Source organism: Ralstonia sp. OTU4908 (assembly GCF_038440115.1).
GTDB lineage: Bacteria > Pseudomonadota > Gammaproteobacteria > Burkholderiales > Burkholderiaceae > Ralstonia > Ralstonia pickettii.
The window spans coordinates 1-20,916 of sequence record NZ_JASATD010000055.1; the positions used below are offsets into that span (position 1 = coordinate 1).

Annotated in this window: 23 protein-coding genes; 14 read left to right on the forward strand and 9 right to left on the reverse strand. The window is 64.5% G+C overall.

The features are described 5' to 3' along the window. Positions 1–62 precede the first annotated feature (62 nt). From AAHM38_RS23835 to AAHM38_RS23845, 3 genes are read right to left on the reverse strand one after another with little or no spacing between them, the layout of a single operon-like run. Positions 63–1,610 (reverse strand): ammonium transporter, encoded by a 1,548-nt coding sequence (locus tag AAHM38_RS23835; RefSeq protein WP_116576645.1) that lies wholly within the window; start codon positions 1,608–1,610, stop codon positions 63–65. Positions 1,611–1,640: 30 nt separating this feature from the next. After that, positions 1,641–1,979, reverse strand: coding sequence for a P-II family nitrogen regulator (locus AAHM38_RS23840; protein WP_004637070.1), 339 nt, complete (start codon positions 1,977–1,979; stop codon positions 1,641–1,643). A 46-nt stretch (positions 1,980–2,025) separates the two neighbouring features. Then, positions 2,026–2,841, reverse strand: a complete 816-nt coding sequence (locus tag AAHM38_RS23845; protein ID WP_037027848.1) for a TorF family putative porin — start codon at positions 2,839–2,841, stop codon at positions 2,026–2,028. Positions 2,842–2,875: 34 nt separating this feature from the next. Here AAHM38_RS23845 and AAHM38_RS23850 point away from each other — a divergent pair, with 34 nt between their 5' ends. The 4 genes from AAHM38_RS23850 (at position 2,876) to AAHM38_RS23865 (ending at position 6,066) form a co-directional block, all read left to right on the forward strand. Continuing rightward, positions 2,876–3,097, forward strand: coding sequence for a hypothetical protein (locus AAHM38_RS23850; RefSeq protein ID WP_179817600.1), 222 nt, complete (start codon positions 2,876–2,878; stop codon positions 3,095–3,097). A 279-nt stretch (positions 3,098–3,376) separates the two neighbouring features. Next, positions 3,377–3,634 (forward strand): accessory factor UbiK family protein, encoded by a 258-nt coding sequence (locus AAHM38_RS23855; RefSeq protein WP_012761036.1) that lies wholly within the window; start codon positions 3,377–3,379, stop codon positions 3,632–3,634. 167 nt (positions 3,635–3,801) lie between these two features. Continuing rightward, positions 3,802–4,314, forward strand: coding sequence for a hypothetical protein (locus AAHM38_RS23860; RefSeq protein WP_012761035.1), 513 nt, complete (start codon positions 3,802–3,804; stop codon positions 4,312–4,314). A 219-nt stretch (positions 4,315–4,533) separates the two neighbouring features. Beyond that, a complete protein-coding gene (locus AAHM38_RS23865) occupies positions 4,534–6,066 on the forward strand; it encodes a YifB family Mg chelatase-like AAA ATPase (protein WP_116576646.1) in 1,533 nt (510 codons plus the stop codon). A gap of 60 nt (positions 6,067–6,126) precedes the next feature. On the opposite strand, the gene AAHM38_RS23870 is transcribed toward AAHM38_RS23865, so the two are convergent. Both AAHM38_RS23870 and AAHM38_RS23875 read right to left on the reverse strand, forming a co-directional pair. Further along, positions 6,127–6,768, reverse strand: coding sequence for a LysE family transporter (locus AAHM38_RS23870; protein ID WP_012761022.1), 642 nt, complete (start codon positions 6,766–6,768; stop codon positions 6,127–6,129). A gap of 100 nt (positions 6,769–6,868) precedes the next feature. Further along, the gene (locus tag AAHM38_RS23875) at positions 6,869–7,438 is read right to left on the reverse strand and encodes a hypothetical protein (RefSeq protein WP_039376057.1); all 570 of its coding nucleotides are present in this window, start codon (positions 7,436–7,438) and stop codon (positions 6,869–6,871) included. Positions 7,439–7,527: 89 nt separating this feature from the next. Here AAHM38_RS23875 and AAHM38_RS23880 point away from each other — a divergent pair, with 89 nt between their 5' ends. The 3 genes from AAHM38_RS23880 to AAHM38_RS23890 all read left to right on the forward strand — a co-directional run bounded on the left by AAHM38_RS23880 (position 7,528) and on the right by AAHM38_RS23890 (position 9,578). Next, positions 7,528–8,043 (forward strand): O-acetyl-ADP-ribose deacetylase, encoded by a 516-nt coding sequence (locus tag AAHM38_RS23880; protein WP_037027837.1) that lies wholly within the window; start codon positions 7,528–7,530, stop codon positions 8,041–8,043. A gap of 102 nt (positions 8,044–8,145) precedes the next feature. Further along, positions 8,146–8,703, forward strand: a complete 558-nt coding sequence (locus AAHM38_RS23885; protein ID WP_012761019.1) for a TlpA disulfide reductase family protein — start codon at positions 8,146–8,148, stop codon at positions 8,701–8,703. A 137-nt stretch (positions 8,704–8,840) separates the two neighbouring features. Continuing rightward, positions 8,841–9,578 (forward strand): DUF2278 family protein, encoded by a 738-nt coding sequence (locus tag AAHM38_RS23890; protein ID WP_116576647.1) that lies wholly within the window; start codon positions 8,841–8,843, stop codon positions 9,576–9,578. Between the two features lie 68 nt (positions 9,579–9,646). Here the strand turns inward: AAHM38_RS23890 and AAHM38_RS23895 are convergent, their stop codons facing one another. The 3 genes from AAHM38_RS23895 to AAHM38_RS23905 all read right to left on the reverse strand — a co-directional run bounded on the left by AAHM38_RS23895 (position 9,647) and on the right by AAHM38_RS23905 (position 14,381). Next, entirely contained in the window at positions 9,647–10,963 is a 1,317-nt protein-coding gene (locus AAHM38_RS23895) for a sigma-54-dependent transcriptional regulator (protein ID WP_037027835.1), read from the reverse strand. Positions 10,964–10,988: 25 nt separating this feature from the next. Then, positions 10,989–13,007, reverse strand: a complete 2,019-nt coding sequence (locus AAHM38_RS23900) for a sensor histidine kinase (protein WP_116576648.1) — start codon at positions 13,005–13,007, stop codon at positions 10,989–10,991. 84 nt (positions 13,008–13,091) lie between these two features. After that, positions 13,092–14,381, reverse strand: coding sequence for a dicarboxylate/amino acid:cation symporter (locus AAHM38_RS23905; RefSeq protein WP_116576649.1), 1,290 nt, complete (start codon positions 14,379–14,381; stop codon positions 13,092–13,094). A 452-nt stretch (positions 14,382–14,833) separates the two neighbouring features. Between AAHM38_RS23905 and AAHM38_RS23910 the strand changes: the two genes are divergently transcribed. The 4 genes from AAHM38_RS23910 to AAHM38_RS23925 all read left to right on the forward strand — a co-directional run bounded on the left by AAHM38_RS23910 (position 14,834) and on the right by AAHM38_RS23925 (position 17,460). Next, entirely contained in the window at positions 14,834–15,163 is a 330-nt protein-coding gene (locus tag AAHM38_RS23910) for a (2Fe-2S) ferredoxin domain-containing protein (protein WP_027678378.1), read from the forward strand. A 35-nt stretch (positions 15,164–15,198) separates the two neighbouring features. Further along, positions 15,199–15,846: an alpha/beta hydrolase gene (locus AAHM38_RS23915; RefSeq protein ID WP_116576650.1), complete on the forward strand. Its 648-nt coding sequence runs from the start codon at positions 15,199–15,201 to the stop codon at positions 15,844–15,846. A gap of 91 nt (positions 15,847–15,937) precedes the next feature. After that, positions 15,938–17,140 (forward strand): D-alanyl-D-alanine carboxypeptidase family protein, encoded by a 1,203-nt coding sequence (locus AAHM38_RS23920; protein WP_116576651.1) that lies wholly within the window; start codon positions 15,938–15,940, stop codon positions 17,138–17,140. 20 nt (positions 17,141–17,160) lie between these two features. Further along, positions 17,161–17,460 (forward strand): YbeD family protein, encoded by a 300-nt coding sequence (locus AAHM38_RS23925; RefSeq protein WP_012761011.1) that lies wholly within the window; start codon positions 17,161–17,163, stop codon positions 17,458–17,460. Positions 17,461–17,530: 70 nt separating this feature from the next. Here the strand turns inward: AAHM38_RS23925 and AAHM38_RS23930 are convergent, their stop codons facing one another. Continuing rightward, positions 17,531–18,493: a transcriptional regulator GcvA gene (locus AAHM38_RS23930; RefSeq protein ID WP_065860268.1), complete on the reverse strand. Its 963-nt coding sequence runs from the start codon at positions 18,491–18,493 to the stop codon at positions 17,531–17,533. A 150-nt stretch (positions 18,494–18,643) separates the two neighbouring features. Here AAHM38_RS23930 and AAHM38_RS23935 point away from each other — a divergent pair, with 150 nt between their 5' ends. From AAHM38_RS23935 to lipA, 3 genes are all read left to right on the forward strand, one after another. Then, complete coding sequence (locus AAHM38_RS23935) at positions 18,644–19,003, forward strand: DUF2917 domain-containing protein (RefSeq protein WP_116576652.1); 360 nt, start codon at positions 18,644–18,646, stop codon at positions 19,001–19,003. Positions 19,004–19,163: 160 nt separating this feature from the next. Further along, entirely contained in the window at positions 19,164–19,853 is a 690-nt protein-coding gene (lipB, locus tag AAHM38_RS23940; RefSeq protein ID WP_027678384.1) for a lipoyl(octanoyl) transferase LipB, read from the forward strand. A gap of 42 nt (positions 19,854–19,895) precedes the next feature. Beyond that, the gene (lipA, locus tag AAHM38_RS23945) at positions 19,896–20,897 is read left to right on the forward strand and encodes a lipoyl synthase (RefSeq protein WP_012761007.1); all 1,002 of its coding nucleotides are present in this window, start codon (positions 19,896–19,898) and stop codon (positions 20,895–20,897) included. The last annotated feature ends 19 nt before the right edge of the window (positions 20,898–20,916 follow it).

The following is a 20,916-nucleotide window of genomic DNA, read 5'->3' on the forward strand; positions in this document are numbered from 1 at the left end:
GGGGGGGGGCGACACAAAAAACCCGGCGCGCGGCCGGGTCTTTTGCGGGATGACGCAGACGATCAGTCTTCGTAGGCAGTTTCGCCGTGGGACGTGATGTCCAGACCCTCGCGCTCCTCTTCTTCCGGCACGCGCAGGCCAACAATGGCATCGACGATCTTGTACGAGATAAACGCCACCACTGCGGACCAGATGACCGTGGTCGCCACGCCCTGGAACTGGATCCACAGCTGGCCGCCGATCGAGTAATCGTCGGCTACCTTGTTGGCGACATAGTCGTAGATGCCGGTGCCGCCCAGGCTCGGCGCCGCGAAGACGCCAGTCAACAGCGCCCCGAGGATACCGCCCACGCCGTGCACACCGAACACGTCCAGCGTGTCGTCCATGCCTAGCATGCGCTTGAGGCCATTGACGCCCCACAGGCACAGCAGGCCGGCGATGATGCCGAGCGCGATCGAACCCATCGGGCCGACAAAGCCGGCGGCCGGGGTGATGGCGACCAGGCCAGCCACGGCACCCGATGCGGCACCCAGCATCGAAGGCTTGCTCTTGCCGAACCACTCGCCGAAGCTCCACGACAGCACGGCAGCGGCGGTCGCCAGCAGCGTGTTGACGAAGGCCAGCGCGGCGCTGCCGTTGGCTTCCAGAGCCGAACCGGCGTTGAAGCCGAACCAGCCGAACCACAGCAGCGAGGCACCGACCATGGTCAGCGTCAGGCTGTGCGGCTTGAGCGCCTCACGGCCAAAGCCGATGCGCTTGCCGAACAGGAAGGCGCCCACCAGGCCCGCTACAGCGGCATTGATGTGCACCACGGTACCGCCGGCAAAGTCCAGCGCGCCCTTCTGGAACAGCCAGCCAGACTTGGCCGTCATCACCTCGGCCGCCTTGGCGTCGGTAAAGCCGTCCGGACCCGGCCAGAACCAGACCATGTGTGCGATCGGCACGTAGCTGAAGGTGAACCACAGCACCACGAACAACAGCACGGCCGAGAACTTCGCACGCTCGGCGAAAGCACCGATGATCAGCGCGCAGGTAATCGCCGCAAACGCGCCTTGGAAGGCGAAGTACGCGTATTCCGGCACCACCACGCCCTTGCTGAAGGTGGCGGCAACCGAATCGGGCGTCAGACCCTTCAGGAACAGGCGATCCAGCCCGCCGAAGAACGCGTTGCCCTCGGTAAACGCAAAGCTGTAGCCGTAGATGGCCCACAGGATGATGATGAGCGAGAAGATGCCCATGCACTGCATCAGCACCGACAGCATGTTCTTCTTGCGCACCAGGCCGCCGTAGAACAGCGCCAGACCCGGCAGCGTCATCAGGATGACGAAGGCGGTGGAGACCAGCAGCCACGCCGTGTCGCCCTTGTTGGGGACGGGCGCAGCAGCGGCGGGCGCAGCGGCAGCTGGAGCAGCTGCGGCGGCGGGGGCTGCAGCCGCAGCTGCGGCTGCCGGTGCGGCAGCGGCCGGCTCGGAAGCGGCGACCGCGGCAACCGGCGCCGAAGCTTCAGCCGCTGGCTTGTCCTGTGCAGCGGCCGGCGCCGAGATCACGGCGCCTGCGAGCACGGCAGCGACGGCCCCAGCCGTCAGGAATCGTGTGAACCAGGTTTTCATGTTTTGACCTCTTCCTTGGCGGATTGGGGCTTATAGGGCGTCGCCACCGGTCTCACCGGTGCGGATGCGGATGACTTGTTCGACGTCGGCCACGAAGATCTTGCCGTCGCCGATCTTGCCGGTGCGCGCGGATTTTTCGATGGCCTCGACGGCGCGCTCGACCACGTCGTCAGGCACAGCCACTTCGATCTTTACTTTAGGCAGGAAGTCGACGATGTACTCCGCGCCGCGGTAAAGCTCGGTATGACCTTTCTGGCGTCCGAAGCCTTTGACTTCCGTGACGGTAATGCCCGACACACCCACTTCGGACAGCGCCTCGCGGACCTCGTCGAGCTTGAACGGCTTGATGATGGCCATGATGAGTTTCATGCTGGTTGCTCCTCGGTCGGCGGCGCCGGAGCACCGCCGCGCATCGTTATTGGAAAGTCTTGGTGATCGACAGCAGGGCCGTGGCCTTGCCCATGTAGCTGCCACGCGGGTTCGTATAGAACACGCGCGAAGCATTCGTATCGATGTAGGCCAGCGATGCCGCCCAGCCGTTGCCGAAGTCTTTCGTCACACCGATCTTCCAGTCGGCATACGAAGCGCGCACGGTCTGATGGGGCACTTGTTGGTAGCCCGCATGCAGGTTCAGCGTCAGGCCCCAGAAGCCGGTGTCGAAGTTACCCGACAGATCGAAGTACTGGCTGTGATGCGAATCGGGCGTGCCGAACAGGTTGGAAAACGCGTGCGAATACTTGAACGTGACCGGGCCGTAGCCGATCTGCGCATAGCCTTCGGTCGTGTGCGGACGCGTGAAACCGTCGGGATAGCTGCCCGGGTAGTAGTACTGGAGCACGCCCACGTCGATGGGCACGTCCTTGATGATCTCGGTCTTGTAGCCGCCGTAGAAGTCCATCTCGATCGGTGCGGAGACGTTCGAGTTGGAATCGCTCAACCAGCTGATCGACGAGTTCCAGTTACCGATGTAGAAACCCTCGGGCAACACACCGCCAGGAATGGCGTAATCAAAGCCGCCCTGAATGGCCGGCTTGTTGTTGGTCTGCATGATGCCGCGGTAGCGGTATTGGCTGGCCAGCGTGACGTTGGCCGTGAGCGCGGCCGGCGCAGGTGCGGGTGCGGCGGCCGGTGCATCAGCCGCGGGTGCGGACTGTGCGATGGCGGATTGGCTGACGCCGGCAACGGCACCGGTCAACAGTACAAGGCTGGCTGCGTACGCAAACTTCTTCATAACGGCTCTCCCCCTTTAGAAAGTCGCAACGGCAATGGAAAAAAAAATCGCACCAGTTCTGCAACTGTCATGCCATGTCGATGTCGACGGATTGGAGGGTGTCTTCGGTTACGGCGTCGCCTTGCGCCATGGCACAAAAGCGGAGGAAATTGGGGACGGGTCACGCCCGACACCACCTGCTGCCCGCGAACAGTTGCCGCAGGCGGGTTCATGCCATGGCGGCCTACGCCGTCATAGCGCGATAAAAACCATGTGATAGAGTGATTTCAGCCTTATGCAGTGGCGTGTGCGGTGCGGCACGGGAGCTCAGGCGACCAGCTCTGTCCCCGTTTGTATGACTCCTCCAATGCCGCATCGCAGCGAGATTTGACGCAAGGTGTGCCGTTCAGAGCGCTCAGCCGGTACCATCGCAGCCGGCAGCACCGAAACCACGCGCCAGACGCAGGCCTTCGCACCACGACACAGCAATTTCAACGCACAGCCGCGGTGCATGCACCGGCTTGGCGCAGAGAGCACGACCCATGGAGCAAACGACATGAAACCGACCGATCTCTTTTCCGACTTCCAGAACCGCGTCAGCGAAGCCCTGCGCAACTCGCCGGCGGCTGATATCGAGAAGAACGTCCGCGCGATGATGACCCAGGGCTTCGCCAAGCTCGATCTGGTCACGCGCGAGGAATTCGACGTGCAATCGCAAGTTCTGGCACGTACGCGTGCGCGCCTGGAAGAACTGGAAACCCGCGTGGCCGCACTGGAAGCGCAACTCAAGTCAGCTACCCCGGCTAACCAGTAAGCCGCGCCGGTGTTGCGCCGGGTGCGCATCCAGAAAGCCGCTGTGCGGACCTCGGCACCCCTGCTGCAGCGCACAGCGAAAAGGTCGATGTGCCGCCTTGTTGCGGCTGGCGAACTGATCTAGAACGTCCTTAAGACGCACGCGCAGCCGCGCTTGAGGAGAAGATCATGCAGCATCGCCTCTATTTCCTGATGCCGGACGTCTCCAGCGCCCGGCGCGTGATGAACGACCTCCTGCTGGCGCGCATCACCGAGCGCCACATCCACTTCGTCTCCAAGCCCGGCATCGATCTCACCGGCCTGCACGAAGCCAACATCCTCCAGACCTCCGACATCGTCCATGCCACCCAGAACGGGCTGGTGATCGGCGGAGGTGCGGGTGTGCTGGCCGGCATCGTGGCCGCTCTTTTCCCGGTCATCGGCGAAGGGCCACAGTGGGGCATGGTCGGCATTACGACCGTGGTGGGGGCGCTGTTTGGTGCGTGGGCTTCAAGCATGATCGGCAGTTCGGTGCCGAACAGCCGCCTGAAGCCGTTCAAGCAAGCAGTGGAGGATGGGCAGATACTGCTGATGGTCGATGTGCCGCGCTCGCGCGTGAGCGAGATTCGCGCGCTGCTGCAGAAGACGCATCCCGAAGGCCGCTTCAGCGGCGAAGATGCGGCCATGCCGGCCTTCCCCTGAGTCGATCCGCCCACAACAAAGCCGGAGCCCAGTGCTCCGGTTTTTTTGTCTGGGCTGATTTTCTCATGTCGGCGCGATCGTCAAATTTGGATGCCGGTGCGCATGGCAGCAGAACGCGGCTGGCACAGTGGAGGGTTCCGCAACCGCCACGCTCCGTCACATCATGCACCGCTGCCACGCTCTCCGCCTTACTCGTGAGTTCACTTGGAGGGCGGCGCGATGAGCCTTGCCGTACTGCGCTCGCGCGCGCTCTCGGGTATCGATGCGCCGGCCGTCTCGGTGGAGGTCCATCTGGCGAATGGCCTGCCATCGTTCACCATCGTCGGCCTCCCGGATACCGAGGTGAAGGAGAGCAAGGATCGCGTGCGGGCAGCGATCCAGAACAGCCGCTTCGAGTTTCCGGCGCGACGCATCACCGTCAACCTCGCCCCGGCCGATCTTCCAAAAGAATCGGGCCGGTTCGACCTGGCGATCGCGCTGGGCATCCTCGCCGCGAGCCGCCAGATTCCGCACACGCATCTGGACGCGCATGAGTTTGCGGGCGAATTGTCCCTGTCTGGCGATCTGCGGCCGATTCGCGGTGCGCTGGCGATGGCGTACGCGCTGTCGCGCAATCCAGTCTCCGCCGATGGCGACGCACCGCTCGCCCGCGCCTTCGTGCTGCCCGCCGAGAACGCCGCCGAAGCTGCGCTCGTGAGCGGCACCAAAGTCCTGCCCGCGCGCACGCTCATCGAGGTATGCGATCACCTGAGCGCGCCGGACCGCAAGCTCGCACCAGCGCTGCCTGCGCCGGTCGACGCGGACATCCGCTATCCCGACCTGGCTGATGTGCGCGGACAGCCGCAGGCGCGGCGCGCGCTGGAAGTCGCGGCCGCCGGCGGTCATTCCATGTTGATGATCGGACCGCCCGGAACAGGCAAGTCGATGCTCGCGCAGCGGTTTCCGGGCTTGCTGCCGGACATGAGCGATGACGAAGCGCTCTCCGCTGCCGCCGTGATGAGCCTGACCACGCGCGGCTTCGATGCGCGACGCTGGAAGGTGCGGCCGTTCCGCTCGCCACACCACACGGCGTCGGCGGTGGCGATGGTGGGCGGGGGCAATACGCCAAGGCCTGGAGAAATCTCCCTGGCACATCAGGGCGTGCTCTTCCTGGATGAACTTCCAGAGTTCGAACGCCGCGTGCTCGAAGTCCTGCGCGAGCCGCTGGAAACCGGCCACATCACCATCTCGCGCGCCGCCCACCAGACAGATTTTCCGGCCAGCTTCCAGCTGATTGCCGCCATGAACCCGTGCCCGTGCGGCTATCGCGGGCATCCGCTGCGGGCGTGCCGTTGCACGCCGGATCAAGTGGAGCGATACCAGGCGCGCATCTCCGGACCGCTGCTCGATCGCATCGACGTGCAGATCGAGGTGCCGACGCCCTCGCAGGAAGAGTTGCTCGATGGGCCGCCAGGTGAACCGACGCTCAACGTGGCCGAGCGCGTTGCGGCCGCGCACGCGCGGCAGCTCGCCCGGCAAGGCAAACGCAATGCCTTGCTTGGCGGCCATGAAATCGATCTGCATTGCAGCCGCACCGATGCGGCCGATGGCTTGCTGCGCCACGCGATGACGCGCTTTTCGTGGTCTGCCCGCGCCTATGCGCGCGTGCTCAAGCTCGCCCGCACGATTGCCGACTTGGCAGGCGACGAGCAGATCGATGCCGCGCATGTGGGCGAGGCCATTCAGTATCGGCGCGGGGTGAAGGCGGATTAGCTTGCATCCCCACGCTGTGCCCTCAACGACTTGGCGGGCAGCCCTGCGGCAGTGCAAAGGTCACGCAGTCTGCCGCTTCACGAAGAACAGCGCTGCGCCGATGCTCATCAGCATGCCGCCGAAGAAGCGGCTCTGCCAGCGCAGCGCGCGCGGATTGCGGAACAGGCGCTGCGCCCGCGAGGCCAGCAGCGCATAACCGTGCATGACGATCAGATCGACGAACACCATCGTCGCCGCCAGGATGCCAAGTTGGGAAAGCAGCGGCTTGGCCGGATCGATGAACTGCGGCAGCACCGCCACCATGAACAGGATGCCCTTCGGGTTCGTCAGATTGGTCAGCAACCCGACGAGGAACCGGCGGCCGGCGCCACTGCCAGACACTTTCACGGGCTCGCCCTCAGCCGGCTTGGCAATCTGAATGGGGGTGCGCCATTGCACGATGCCCAGATAAATCAGATACATGGCCCCGATGATCTTGATGGCCATGAAGGCGTGCTCCGACGCGATCAGCAACGCGCCCAGACCCGCACCCGCAATGAACAGGATCACGACAATGCCCAGTTCGAGCCCCGCGATCGTGACCGACGTGCGGCGCACGCCATGCGTCAGGCCGTGGCTCATGCACAGGATGGCGCCCGACCCCGGCGAGATGGCGATCACCCAGGCAGCCAAAAAGAAGGCTAGCCAGACTTGCAACGTCATGATGGTTCCCCGTGATGTGGTGGACGTGCTGCGTATTGCGATACTGCGGAAGACGCCGATTGTGCACCGGCTGCGGCCCATGTGCTCGTCCGCTCAGGGCTTAATACGGATGGAAGCTGGAGAGAAACTGGTCGACCTGCTCCTGCTGGCGCGCATCGCGAGCGGCGTCGCCCGATTCCAGCACGACCGCCTGGTAGGCATGCTTGCCCACGGCGACCACGCGGGCGGTCAGCCGGCGCGGGGCGGGATCGTCGCCGCCCGCCCCCTGGGCAATCAATTCCACTGCCGGCAATGACAAAGGCGGCTGGGCGGCGGTTTGCACAGCGATGTCGCGCTCGGTCACACGACCCTTCAGATTGGCGGATAAGCCACTGCGCAGCGCTTCAACGGCGCGCTGCCGCGATACCGGATCATCCGCGGGCAGCTCCACCACGCCGACCGCGAACAACGTGCCGTCGACGCTGGCGGCCTGCATCGTCATCGGCACGCGCTGGCCGTTGATGACGATGGGACGCGCTTCCGCGGTGGGCTTGGCGGGGTAGTCGACGGCATAGGCGCCCTCGCTGGAATGGACCGTGCGCCAGTCGTACTTGGGCGAACAGGCCATCAGCAGCGCGCACGCCAACGCGCCAAACCCCATCCGCCAGCCTGCCCTCGCTTTGACTGCCACGTCGCCTCCCGTCCGTTTTCGGTCCGATTCTGTGCCGCCTATTATCGAGCAGAGACGCCCGCCCTCGCCTTCCCGTCAAGGACTGCGCCATGCCAACCCCGTCCGTCACGCTGCGTGCCCTGCGCGGCGACATCACCACGCTGGACTGCGATGCCATCGTCAACGCTGCGAACAGCTCGCTGCTGGGCGGGGGCGGTGTCGATGGCGCGATCCACCGCGCGGCGGGGCCGGAATTGCTGGAGGCGTGCCGTGCACTCCATGGCTGTCGGACCGGCGAAGCCAAACTCACGCCGGGCTTCCAGCTGACGGCGCGCTACGTCATCCACACCGTCGGACCCATCTGGCGCGGCGGCCGGCAGGACGAGGCGGCGCTGTTGGCCGCGTGTTATCGCAACAGCCTGGAACTGGCGTGCAAATACGAGGTGCGGAGCATCGCGTTTCCGTGCATCAGCACCGGCATCTATGGCTTCCCGCCGCAATTGGCCGCGCCTATTGCAGTACGTGCCGCCCGCGAGCATGGCAGCCGCTTCGAGACAATCACCTTTTGCTGCTTCTCGGCTGCGGATTTGATCCTGTACGAAGCCGCCCTCGGCAACAGAAAGTGATTTCCGCATCGCACTGTGGACGGATTGACGCGACGCACATGCGGCGGGGGCACGGCAGGCCTACAATAGGCGCCTGATTTCTTTCCGGATCCCGTTGCCGACATGGCCTCGACCCTGACTCCTTCTGCAGCCCCGGTATCTGGCGCCACCTCAGGCGGGCGCCGCTGGCTGCTTCCCGTGATCGTGCTGGTGCTGGCCGTGGCCGGCTGGTTCGGCTGGCGTGCGTTTTCGCCGTCGCAGCAGGTCCCGGCTGCGACCTTCACGCTGCTGGATGGGCAAAAGCTTTCGACGCAAGACCTGAAGGGCAAGGTCTATCTCGTCAACTTCTGGGCCACGAGTTGCACCACCTGCATCAAGGAAATGCCCAACATGGTCCAGACGTACAACAAGTACAAAGGCGAAGGCCTGGAATACGTGGCTGTGGCGATGAGCTACGACGCGCCAATGTATGTGATGAACTTCAGCCAGACGCGCCAATTGCCCTTCAAGGTCGCGATGGATGCCGATGGCTCAGCCGCCAAGGCCTTCGGCGACGTGCAGCTCACGCCGACCACGTTCCTGGTGGACCGCGACGGCCGCATCCTGAAGCGCTACGTAGGTGAGCCGGAATGGTCATCGTTCGACGCGTTGCTCAAGCAGACGCTGGGCAAGCAGGCCTGAGCGTCCGCCCCTCAATGCAAACGAAACGCCCGGTGAATGCCGGGCGTTTTTGTTTTCGGGCAATGCACGTTCCACACTAGGTTCACGCGGGCCTGCTGCAATGGCAGTCCGCCAATGCCTGATTCGATGGAGTGCGCATGGCCAATCACTACTGCATGTTCAAGGGCAAGCTGAAATTCGGTGTGCCGTATCTGGAGGGCTACAACGGCAATCCGCATTACGCGATCGTGGTGGAAGCGCCGGATGGGTCGGAATTCGTGGTACTCGCCAACGTGAAATCCGACTCGAGCATGCCGGGCGCCGGCGCCGCGGGTTATCACGTGCTGTATCAGTGGACGACGGATCTGGAGTTGCCGATCACCGCCGACCTTGCCGCGCTGGCCCCCGGCCTGCACGAAAGCGGCTTCCCGCGTCTGGACTACGTGCGCGACGCCGGGCTGGTCGACTTCCCCCACATGCAGCCGATCGCGCTGGATACCGCGACTCAACACAACGACATCAACGCCCTCGTTGACGACATGCTGAGCCTCGACCGCACCACCACGCCCATCGACTACGTCTACCACGGCAGTTCCGGCGACGAGGACCGCAAAGGCTGGCCACCGCGTACCGACGTGACGGTCTACGGCTTTGGCTTCCTGTTCGAGCCGCAGCACAACGGCCTGCACGAAACGCACATGAACCAGGGCAACCCCGTTGTCCACACGCCGGGTGTGAAGGACCATTCGCGCGAAAACGGCACACGGCAGGACGGGGCTGTCATCGTGGAAATCGACGGGAGGTTTCAGGCGCTGCTCATCGCATTCCAAACCCAGCGGATTCCGACAGACGACCGTGGATACCCGGTGGCGGATGCCCATCCGATTCTGGGTTGAGCGCAAAAAGAGAAAGAAAAGAAGACGCCCGGTCGAAGCCGGACGTTGTTGCGTACGAGCGTGCCAGGTCAAAGACCGTATCGCTTGATCTTGTCATACAGCGTGGCACGGCCGACCTGCAGAATATCCGCCGCCTGGTGCACCGAGCCGCCCGTGCGCGCCAGGGTTTCGGCAATCACCGTGCGCTCGTAGCGTTCGACGCGCTCCTTGAGCGGCATGCCGTCTTCCGAAGCATCCGGCACGACCGGCGTGCGGCCAACGCCTAGCACCAAACGATCGGCCGCGTTGCGCAGTTCGCGCACGTTGCCGGGCCAGCTCGATTGCATCAGCTCGTGGCGCTGACGCTCGGCCAGCATCGGTAGCGGACGTTGATAGCGCACGGCGGCTTCGAGCAGGAAGTGTTCGAACAGCGGGATGATGTCTTCGCGGCGCTCACGCAGCGGCGGCAGGTCGATGGCGACGACGTTCAGGCGGTAGTACAGATCGCGCCGGAAACCGCCCGCCTCGATCAGCGCTTCCATATCGCCCTTGGCGGCCGCCACGATGCGCACGTCGATGCGCACCGACGCATTCGAGCCCAGCCGCTCCAGCGCGCCCTCCTGCAACACGCGCAGCAGCTTGACCTGCAGCGCGATCGGCATGCTCTCGATTTCGTCGAGAAACAGCGTGCCGCCCGACGCGTGCTCAAGCTTGCCGATGCGCCGCTTGCTTGCACCGGTAAAGGCTCCGGCCTCGTGGCCGAACATCTCGCTCTCGAAAATCTGTTCAGGCACGGCGCCGCAGTTCAGCGCGATGAACGGCTTGTCGTGACGCGGCGAGAGCATGTGCAGACTGCGCGCGACGAGTTCCTTGCCCGTGCCGGTCTCGCCGTTGATGAGCACCGGCGCATCGGTGGTCGCGACGTTCTCGATCAGCGCGCGTACGGCGGCCATCGCTGGCGAGCGCCCGATGATGCGCGTGCCAGCCGCCGGGCCGGCCAGTTCACGACGCAGTGCGCGGTTTTCCAGCTCCAGCGCGCGGCGCTCCACTGCGCGGCGCACGGTCTCGGTCAGGCGTTCGGCGGGAAACGGCTTCTCGATGAAGTCGAACGCGCCTTCGCGCATGGCCTGCACGGCCATCGTGATGTCGCCGTGGCCGGTGACGAGCACGACGGGAATGCCCGTGCCAAACGACTGGCAGTGCGTGAGCACGTCCAGGCCACTCGCGCCCGGCAAGCGCAGGTCGCTCACGACCACGCCGGGAAAGTTCGCGTCGATCTTGCCGACGGCTTCTTCGGCGCTGCCGAACGCCTGCACATTGAAGCCGGCCAGTTCCAGGCTCTGCGCGGTGGCTTGGCGCACAGGCGGGTCGTCTTCGATGAAGAGAACGTTCAAGCCTTCGGACATGGTTCGTATCTGTGTGGAAAACGGATCAGGTGGTTGCCGCGGAGGTGACGTCGGCGCGTACCAATGTCAGCGTAAATTGGGCCCCGCCGCCCGGCATGTTGGCCGCCGAGAGCGAGCCGCCAAAGTCCCGCGCAATGCTGGTGGAAATCGCCAGCCCAAGGCCCAGCCCCTGGCCGATTTCCTTGGTGGTGAAGAACGGCTCGAACAGGTGCGGCATGGCGTCGGGCGGAATGCCGGGGCCGTTGTCGCGCACGGCAATGGACAGCTGATTCGACGGCGCCTGCGATCCTTCGATCGGGCCGATGGTGATGTCGATGCGGCCGGCGTGTTCCGGCTCATTGGCGTTGATCGCGTCGAGCGCGTTGCCAACCAGATTGATCAGCACTTGCTCCAGCTTCAGTTCATCCGCGCGAACGACGGCCTCTGTCTCGGGGATGCGCCAGTGCAGTTCGACCAGCACGTCGCCCAGGCGCGGGCGCAGCAGCGCGAGCGTGTGATCGAGCGCCACGCGCACCTGCACATCCACCACCTTGCGCCGCGAGCGGCCCGCGAACAGCTTGAGCTGTGCGGTGATCTTGCCCATGCGCTCGGTCAGGTCGGCAATCGCCTGCAGGTTATCGGTGGCCGCGCCGTGCTGGCCACGTTCGAGCAGGATGCGCGTGTTGTCGGAGAACGTGCGCAGCGCGGCCAGCGGCTGGTTCAGTTCGTGCGTAATGCCGGCGGCCATCTGGCCGAGCGCAGCAAGCTTGCTGGCCTGCACGAGTTCGTCCTGCGTGGCGCGCAGTTCGGCTTCCGCGCGGGTGCGGTCGACGATCTCGTGTTGCAATTGTTCATTGGTAGCCATCAAATCGGCCGTGCGGTCTTCCACGCGGCGTTCGAGCTGATCGTATGCGGCTTCCAGCAGGCGGCGGCTACGCAGCATCTCCATCATGCGCAAGCGCCGCTGGCGCCAGTAGAAGAGCAGCAGGCATGCAAAGGCGAAGGCAAACGCCGCCGCCACGGTCGCGCTGCGCGCGGCGCCCATCACGGGCTCCACCGGCGTGAGATACATCAGCGTCCAGTCGGGCTCGACCAGGTCACGCGAAACCTGCAGATAGCGCGTGGCGTTCGTGCGCTCGCCAACGCGAATCAGTTCTGCGCCTTCCGGCAAGCGCCCGGTCAATCGCAGGAAGGCCGGCGCCTCGGGCTGTAACGGCAGCGGCGTGATCTGCTTGCGGTAATACTGGCGCGTCGCCTCCAACTGCGCCTGCAGTTTGGACGTGAGAGGCTCCACCGTGCGGTACTGCCACGCGGGTACGGACGACAGGAAAATCACGCCGTTCTCGTCGGCCACCATCACGGGTTCCGACGCGTCGTGGCTGGCGCGGCCGAACCATTCGAGGTTGAGTTTGACCACGGTCACGCCGATCACGCGGCCATCCTGCATGACCGGCTGGGAGATGTAATAGCCGGGCTCTTCACGCGTAATGCCAATGCCGTAGAAGCGCCCGACGTGGCCTTCCGCTGCCTGCTGGAAATACGGCCGGAACCGATATTCGGCACCGACGAAGCTGTCGGGCTGGTTGTAGTTGGATGCTGCCAGCGCCTTGCCGCTGGGGGCGATCACGTAGGTGGCAGTGGCGTGCGCGCGATCGTTGACTTCGCGCAGATAGCGGTTCGCGCGGTCGACGTTGGCAGGTGTCGGATTGGCGAGCAGATCGTGGATGAACGGATGCAGCGCCACCAGGGCCGGCAGGTATTCGTAGCGATCGAGCGTGCTCTTGAGGTTGGCGGCATAGCGGTCGACCCGCCCGCCGGCGGCCTGCTGGGCCTGCGTGAGGCCCCGGTTCCACGCGACCACAAAGGTGGTCGCGCACACCACGGCCATCACCACCACGAGCCCGAGCGCCACCAGCCACCAGAAGCCGCGTCGCGAGCCGGAGGCGCTGGTGAAGGAGAAATCGGGATCGGACATCGGCTGGAGGTCGGCGGCAGAGAGTGTTGCCGTGCCTTCCAACGCCGTGCCCGCAGTCGGCATGTCGCCGAGGTGCTTCACGAGGTGCATCCCAAAAAAACGCGGGGCCGTCTGGAAGGACAGGCCCCGCAATCATACGCTTTGCGCTTTCAGGCGCCGGCTAGAACCGATCGATCAAACTGCCGGGGTGGCCGGCACGCCCTCGTCGCTGCGGTCGCCCGACAGCACGCGCGCCAGCTTGGCGCGATCCAGTTCACGCTCCCAGGCCGAGATCACCACGCAGGCCACGCCGTTGCCGGTGATGTTCGTCAAGGCGCGGCATTCGCTCATGAAGCGGTCGATACCGAGAATCAGCACCATGCCCGCCACCGGAATATCCGGCACCACGGCCAGCGTTGCGGCCAGCGTGATGAAGCCCGCACCGGTGATGCCCGATGCGCCCTTCGACGTCAGCATGGCAACGGCCAGGATGGTCAGTTGCTGCGTCCAGGTCAGCTCGATGTTCAGTGCTTGCGAGATGAAGATCACCGCCATCGTCATGTAGATGTTGGTGCCGTCCAGGTTGAACGAATAACCGGTCGGGACCACCAGGCCCACCACCGACTTCGAGCAGCCCAGCTTCTCCATCTTTTCCATCAGGTGCGGCAGCGCCGATTCCGACGAGCTGGTACCGAGCACGATCAGCAGTTCTTCCTTGATGTACCCAACGAAGCGGAAGATGTTGAAGCCGACCAGCCGCGCGATGATGCCCAGCACCACCACGACGAAGATGATGGCCGTGAGGTAGAACGTGCCGACCAGCTTGAGCAGCGGCACCAGCGAGATCACGCCGTACTTGCCGATGGTGAATGCCATGGCACCAAAGGCACCGATGGGAGCCACACGCGTGATGACGTGCACGATGCGGAAGAACACGTGCGAGATCTGGTCGATGAAGTCCGTCACCATCTGCGCGCGCTCGCCCATGGCGGAGAGCGCACCGCCGAACAGCAACGCGATCAGCAGGATCTGCAGGATGTCGCCCTTGGCGAAGGCATCCACCACCGTGCTCGGGATGATGTTGAGCAGGAAATCGACCGTGCTCGCCGATTGCGCCTTGGCGGCGTACTGCGCCACGGCCTTGGCGTCGATGGTGTGCACGTCAACGTTGAAACCCGCGCCCGGGTTGAAGATGTGGCCCGCGGCCAGACCGATCACCAGCGCGAAGGTCGAGACGATCTCAAAGTAGAGCAACGCCTTGCCGCCCACGCGGCCCACCTTCTTCATGTCGCGCATGCCGGCAATGCCGGAGACGACGGTACAGAAGATGATCGGCCCGATCACCATCTTGATCAGTTGGATGAAGCCATCGCCGAGCGGCTTCATCTTCACGGCAAGTTCGGGCGAGTAATGGCCAAGCAGAACGCCGATGACGATCGCCGCCAGCACCTGTACGTACAGGATTTTGTAGAACGGTTTTTTCATGTCTTCCTCGAGTGTCACAGACCGGCCGTGCGCTCAACTGCTCGCCCGGTCCGACCCGCCCTGGTGTGGTCTCTCTCCTGCCTCGATACGCTGATGTGTCCGGCGTTTCCCGCAGCAGGTCGGTCGTTATTGCAAGGGCTATGCCAACACCTATTTCCACCGTCGTCGGCCCGCCAGCCCTTGTACCAGCTTGGTGTGACTACGATGGCACCCGCCCCAGCCGTCGTCAATCCCGGAATCCGCGCAGAGGGGCGTCCAGACATCCGGACAACGTGTTGCAACGCAGCATCCCGCGTTGCGTGGAGCCAGCGTGTTGGAAGGGCGCGCGACACCGGGGTCGTATAATGCCGGCTCGTTACGCAACTCCGCATAATGTGCGCGAGGCCAGGAAAGCCAGTCGAATCCTGCCGCGCGTACCGTCACGCAGCCCTCCCAGCCTTCTCGGTCCGCCCATGAGCAGCCACTACCAGCACCACGTTTTCTTTTGCCTGAACGAACGCGAGGACGGCTCGCGCTGCTGCGCCGACTTTGGCGCCAAGGCCATGCAGGAATACGCCAAGAAGCGCTGCAAGGAACTCGGCATCAACGGTGAAGGCCGCGTGCGCATCAACAAGGCCGGCTGCCTGGACCGCTGCGAACTCGGTCCGGTCATGGTGGTCTACCCCGAGGCCGTCTGGTACACCTTCGTCGACAAGGAAGACATCGACGAGATCATCCAAAGCCATCTGATCGAAGGCAAACCCGTTGAACGGTTGATGGTCGACCGCCCTGCCAACGCCTGAGCCCGCGCTTTACCGCATCTGTTTCTCCAGTTTCCATGAACGTTCATACCGAAGAACGCCTGATTCCCGGCCCCGTCGGGCAGATCGACCTCTCGATCGACCAGCCGGACGGCGCACCGCGCGGCCTGGCGCTGATCGGCCATCCGCATCCGCTGTTCGGCGGCACCAAGGACAACAAGGTCGCGCAGACGCTGGCACGCACCTTCGTCGGCCTCGGCTATGCGACGGTGCGCCTGAACTTCCGCGGTGTGGGCAAAACCGAAGGCACGCACGACAACGGCATCGGCGAGCAGGACGACATGCTGGCCGTGCTCGACTGGATGCGTACACAGACCGAATGGTCCGCCGATGTGGCCACGCTGCCGCTGGCGCTGGGCGGTTTCTCGTTCGGCAGCTTTGTCGTCTCGCAGGTGGCGCGCCGCCTGGCCGAAGCCGGCACACCCGCCGAGCGCCTGGCGCTGGTGGGCACCGCCACCTCGCGCTGGGACGTGGCACCGGTGCCGGACGACACCATCATCATCCACGGCGAACAGGACGACACCGTGCCGCTCGTCGACGTGCTCAACTGGGCGCGCCCGCAGGAGCTGCCCGTGATCGTCATCCCCGGCGCCGATCATTTTTTCCACCGCAAGCTGCATCTGATCAGGCAGCTCATTACCGGCGCCTGGGCGCCAAAACCGTAACACCCACCCGTTGACTTTCCGGACGCCGCGCCTCCCCCCGTTTTTCCGGCAGGCGGCGCCATTGAATTCCAAGCAGACCGCAGGACCCGACATGCAGAACCGCTTCGCCCATTTCACGCCCATCGCCTTCCATTCCGCCGCCGCAACCGCTGTGGCAGCCGCCGTGCTGGTCACCGCGCTGCCCGCCATGGCGCAGCCGGTGCCCGCCCCGCAAGTCGCGGCCCGCTCATGGATGCTGACCGACGTGACCAGCGGCCAGGTGCTCGGCGGTGCCAACATGGACGAACGCATCGAGCCTGCCTCGCTCACCAAGCTGATGACGGCCTACCTCGTCTTCGAAGCCGTGCGCGACGGCAAGCTCAAGTACGACCAGATGATCACGCCGACCGAGACCGTGCGCACCGTCAAGAACGACGAATCGCGCATGTTCCTGGAAGCCGGCAAGCCCGCCTCGGTGCGCGAGCTGACGCAAGGCCTGATCATCCAGTCCGGCAACGACGCGGCCCTCGTGCTTGCCGAGGCGGTGGGCGGCACCGAGACGAACTTCGTGATGCTGATGAACCGCGAAGCCGAGCGTCTGGGCATGAAGAACACGCATTTCGCGAACGCCGCGGGCCTGCCTGATCCGAACCACTACTCCACGGCACGTGATCTTTCGATCCTGACCGCGGCGCTGATCAAGGATTTCCCGCAGGACTACAAGTTCTACTCGCAGAAGGAATTCACCTATAACAACATCAAGCAGTCCAACCGCAACCGCCTGCTGTGGCTCGACCCGACCGTCGACGGCGGCAAGACGGGCCACACCAAGTCGGCCGGCTACTGCCTCGTTACCTCTGCCAACCGTCCGCTGCCGGACGTGCCGGGCGCGAACCGTCGCTTGCTGTCGGTCATCATCGGCACCAAGAGCGATGCTATCCGCACGCAGGAGAGCCTGAAGGTCCTGAACTACGGCTATCAGTTCTTCGATACCGTGCGCCTGTACAAAGCCAAGGAAGCGCTGCAGACGCCCGACGTGTACAAGGGCCAGGCCAAGAGCGTGAAACTGGGTGTGGCGGAAGACAAGTGGATCACCGTGCCCAAGGGTGCAGGCGCACGCCTGAAGCCGGTGCTGGAACGCAAGGACCCGCTGATCGCCCCGATCGCCCAGGGCCAGCAACTGGGCACGGTCAAGGTGATGGACGGCTCGACCGTGGTGTCGGAATTCCCGGTGGTGGCACTGGAAGCGGTGCCGGAAGCCGGTTTTATCGGCCGCACGATCGACGCGGTCAAGCTGTGGTTTAAAAAGAAGTAATCGTCCCCACTTACTTCGACATGACCTCCTCTCACACGCCCCCGCCGGGCCACATTCCGCCCGAACAGTCGCTCATCGAGTACCCGAGCGATTTCCCCATCAAGGTGATGGGGCCGATGCATGACGACTTTGCCGCGACCATTGTCGAGGTCGTCCGCCTGCACGATCCGGAGTTCCACGAAGGGCGCCTGGAAAAACGTCCGTCTTCGAGCGGCAACTATCTGGGCCTGACCGTGACCGTGCGCGCGACGAGCCGCGAACAGCTCGACGCGCTGTACCAGGCGCTGACGAGCCATCCGATGGTCAAGATCGTGCTGTAGGCGCCCCTGCGCAGCCAAGCAAAACGCCCCGGTCATGCCGGGGCGTTTTGTTTTGTGCGGCGATACCGCTTCAGCCTTTGGCCACGTGCCCCAGGCAGACCGTGTTGTCATCCATCAACCGCGCCAGCTTGAGCTTGAACGCCGCAATCTCCGGCAGAAGCCACGCGCGGAACGCCTGCATCTTGGGCGTCTGCAGTGCGCTGTGCGGGCAGACGAAGTAGTAGTTCCACGGGCACGGCGTCGTTGTCTCGAACAGGCGCACCACGCGGCCGGCCAGCAATTCGTTGAACGCCAGCGTCGGGCGGATCAGCGCAATGCCCTGCCCCGCCGCCGCTGCCTGCAACAGCAGCGACGAGTCCTGGAACATCAGTCCGCCACGGGGCTCCACAAACCCTGAGACGCCAGCAGCCTCGAACCATGGCTCCCAATCCTCACCCTCGCTGCGCAGCAGGGTCATGGTCGCCATCTCGGCCACCGTACGTGGCAGGCGCCCGCCGTTGAACGACGGACTGCAGACCGGGAAGAACACATCGTCAAGCAGCTTTTCCACGTACAGGCCCGGATAGTTGCCCGAACCCATGCGCAGCGCCACGTCCATCTCTTCGCGCGCAAAGTCGACCAGCGCGGGGCTGGAGAACAGCTCCACCTCCAGCTCGGGATGGCGCTCGATGAAGGTGCCGATATGCGGCGTCAGCCAGCGCGCCGCGAACGACGGCATCGTGCTGATGGCCAGGCGGTTGTCACGGTTGCCGGCGCGCAGTTGATGCGTGGCCTGCGCGATCTGGTCGAGTGCCTCGCGCACGCGATCGGCATAGGCGCGGCCTGCGTGCGTGAGCATGACGCGCTTGCCGCGCCGCTCGAACAGCGGCACGCCCAGCTCGTCTTCCAGCGTGCGCATCTGGTGGCTGACAGCCCCGTGCGTGACGAACAGCTCCGTCGCTGCACGCGAAAAACTCTCATAGCGCGCTGCCGCCTCGAACACCCGCAATGCGCCAAGTGACGGCAAGCGCATCGGTTCGCGGATTTCGGTCATCGTTCCCTCCGGGTTTTCGTAGCACGGCGTGGTTCTTATGTGAGCTGTGCTATCAAGAAACGCAATATATATCGTTTGGTACAAGGCAACCAAGCGCCTAGACTTCCTTCAACGGCAAGGCCCCATCCCGCTGCCGTGAAGGAGCCGATCATGAAAGCTGTACTAACAAAAATTGTATTCACTCTGCAGCCCGGCGAGGTGGTGGCACTGCGCATGCCGGCCAATCAGAATGTGCGCGTCGAAGAAGCCTCCGGGCGCGACGTATGGATCACGCACGAGAACAAAGCCGGCGACGAATGGCTGCGCGCGGGCGGCAGCGTTGCCGTGAAGCGCGGCGAAGAAATCGTCGTCTCGGTAGACCCGAAAGCCCTCGGCCCGGTCGCACTGGCCGTGGAAGCGACCGACGGCCACATGCCGCGCAAGCCGTGGCACATGGCGAACGGCTGGCGCCACACGCTCGCGGCGCTCGGCTGGAACGAGCACGCCGACACGCCCATCGTGGCCGCCTGAGCCCGAAACCTGTTTCAAGCCTCCTTTTGCGGCATCTGCCGCAGAAGCCGATGCCGGCGCCGATGCCTCCCATCGCGCCGGCATTTTTTTGCCCGACCCTGCAACCGAAGCGGGCAAAGGCGCACGGCGACATCGGCGGCCCTGCGCTACACTCGCGGGCATGATTCCGATTGACATCGTCGAACGCGGCCTGCAGGACTACGCCACCTGCTTCGACGAAATGCAGACCTTCACCGCACAGCGGGGCCCCGATACGCCCGACACGATCTGGCTGGTCGAACACCCGCCGGTGTTCACGCTCGGCCTGGCCGGTGATCCCGCGCATCTGTTGGCCCCCGGCAACATCCCGCTGGTGAAAGTCGACCGTGGCGGCCAGATCACCTATCACGGCCCCGGCCAAGTCGTTGCCTACCTTTTGCTGGATTTGCGCCGCCGTGGGCTGTTCGTGAAAGCGCTGGTCGACGCGATCGAGGCGGCCGTCATCGAGACGCTCGCCACGTATAATGTCGCCTCCGAACGCAAGGCTGGCGCCCCCGGCATCTACCTGTCGAGCGGGCCGCATGCTGGCGCCAAGATCGCCGCGCTGGGCCTGAAGATCCGCAACGGCTGCAGCTACCACGGCGTGAGCCTGAACCTGGCGATGGACCTGTCGCCCTTCACGCAGATCAACCCGTGTGGCTATGCCGGCCTGGAAACCGTCGATATGGTGACCGCCGGCGCCCGTGATGCGTCCGGACGCGCCGTCGATGCGAACGACTGGCAAACCGTTTCCCGCGGCCTGGCCGATGCGCTGGTCGCCCAATTGCAGCAACGCGCGCAAGCGCACCCCGCCGAGGCCGCTACCGCATAGCGCCCGCAAATGCACGAGCCGCAAGCCCGTGCGGAGAACACGATGACCGATTCCGCCGCCGGCGCCACTGAAGTCGCCACCCCTGCCACCCCGTCGAACAAGCCGTACGACGCGACGGCCAAGCAGAAGTCGCTCGACAAGACCGCCCGCATCCCCATCAAGATCGTGCCGGCCGAGAAGCTCAAGAAGCCGGACTGGATTCGCGTGCGCGCCGCCACCGGCAACTCGCGCTTCTACGAAATCAAGGACATCTTGCGCGCCAACAACCTCGTGACGGTGTGCGAAGAGGCAAGCTGCCCGAACATCGGCGAGTGCTTCGGCAAGGGCACGGCCACGTTCATGATCATGGGCGACAAGTGCACGCGCCGCTGCCCGTTCTGCGATGTCGGGCACGGCCGCCCCGATCCGCTCGACGTGAACGAGCCGGAAAACCTGGCGAAGACCATCGCCCAGCTCAAGCTCAACTACGTCGTCATCACCAGCGTCGACCGCGACGACCTGCGTGACGGCGGCGCGCAGCATTACGTCGATTGCATCTCGCGCACGCGCGCCCTGTCGCCGGCCACGCGCATCGAAGTGCTGGTGCCGGACTTCCGCGGCCGCCTGGAGAAGGCGCTGGACATCCTCCAGGAATGCCCGCCCGACGTGATGAATCACAACCTCGAAACGGTGCCCCGCCTTTACAAGCAGGCCCGTCCGGGTGCGGACTACGCGCACTCGCTCAAGCTGCTGAAAGACTTCAAGGCCCGCAACCCGAACGTGCCGACCAAGTCCGGCCTGATGGTCGGCCTGGGCGAAACGGATGAGGAAATCCTGGAAGTCATGCGCGACATGCGTGAGCACGACATCGACATGCTGACCATCGGCCAATATCTGGCGCCGTCGGGCCACCATCTGCCGGTGCTGCGCTATGTGCACCCGGACACCTTCAAGATGTTCGAAGAGAAGGCCTACGAGATGGGCTTCACGCACGCGGCCGTGGGCGCCATGGTGCGCAGTTCGTACCACGCGGATCAGCAGGCACACGAAGCCGGCGTGGTCTGATCACCGCCGGAACGCTGCA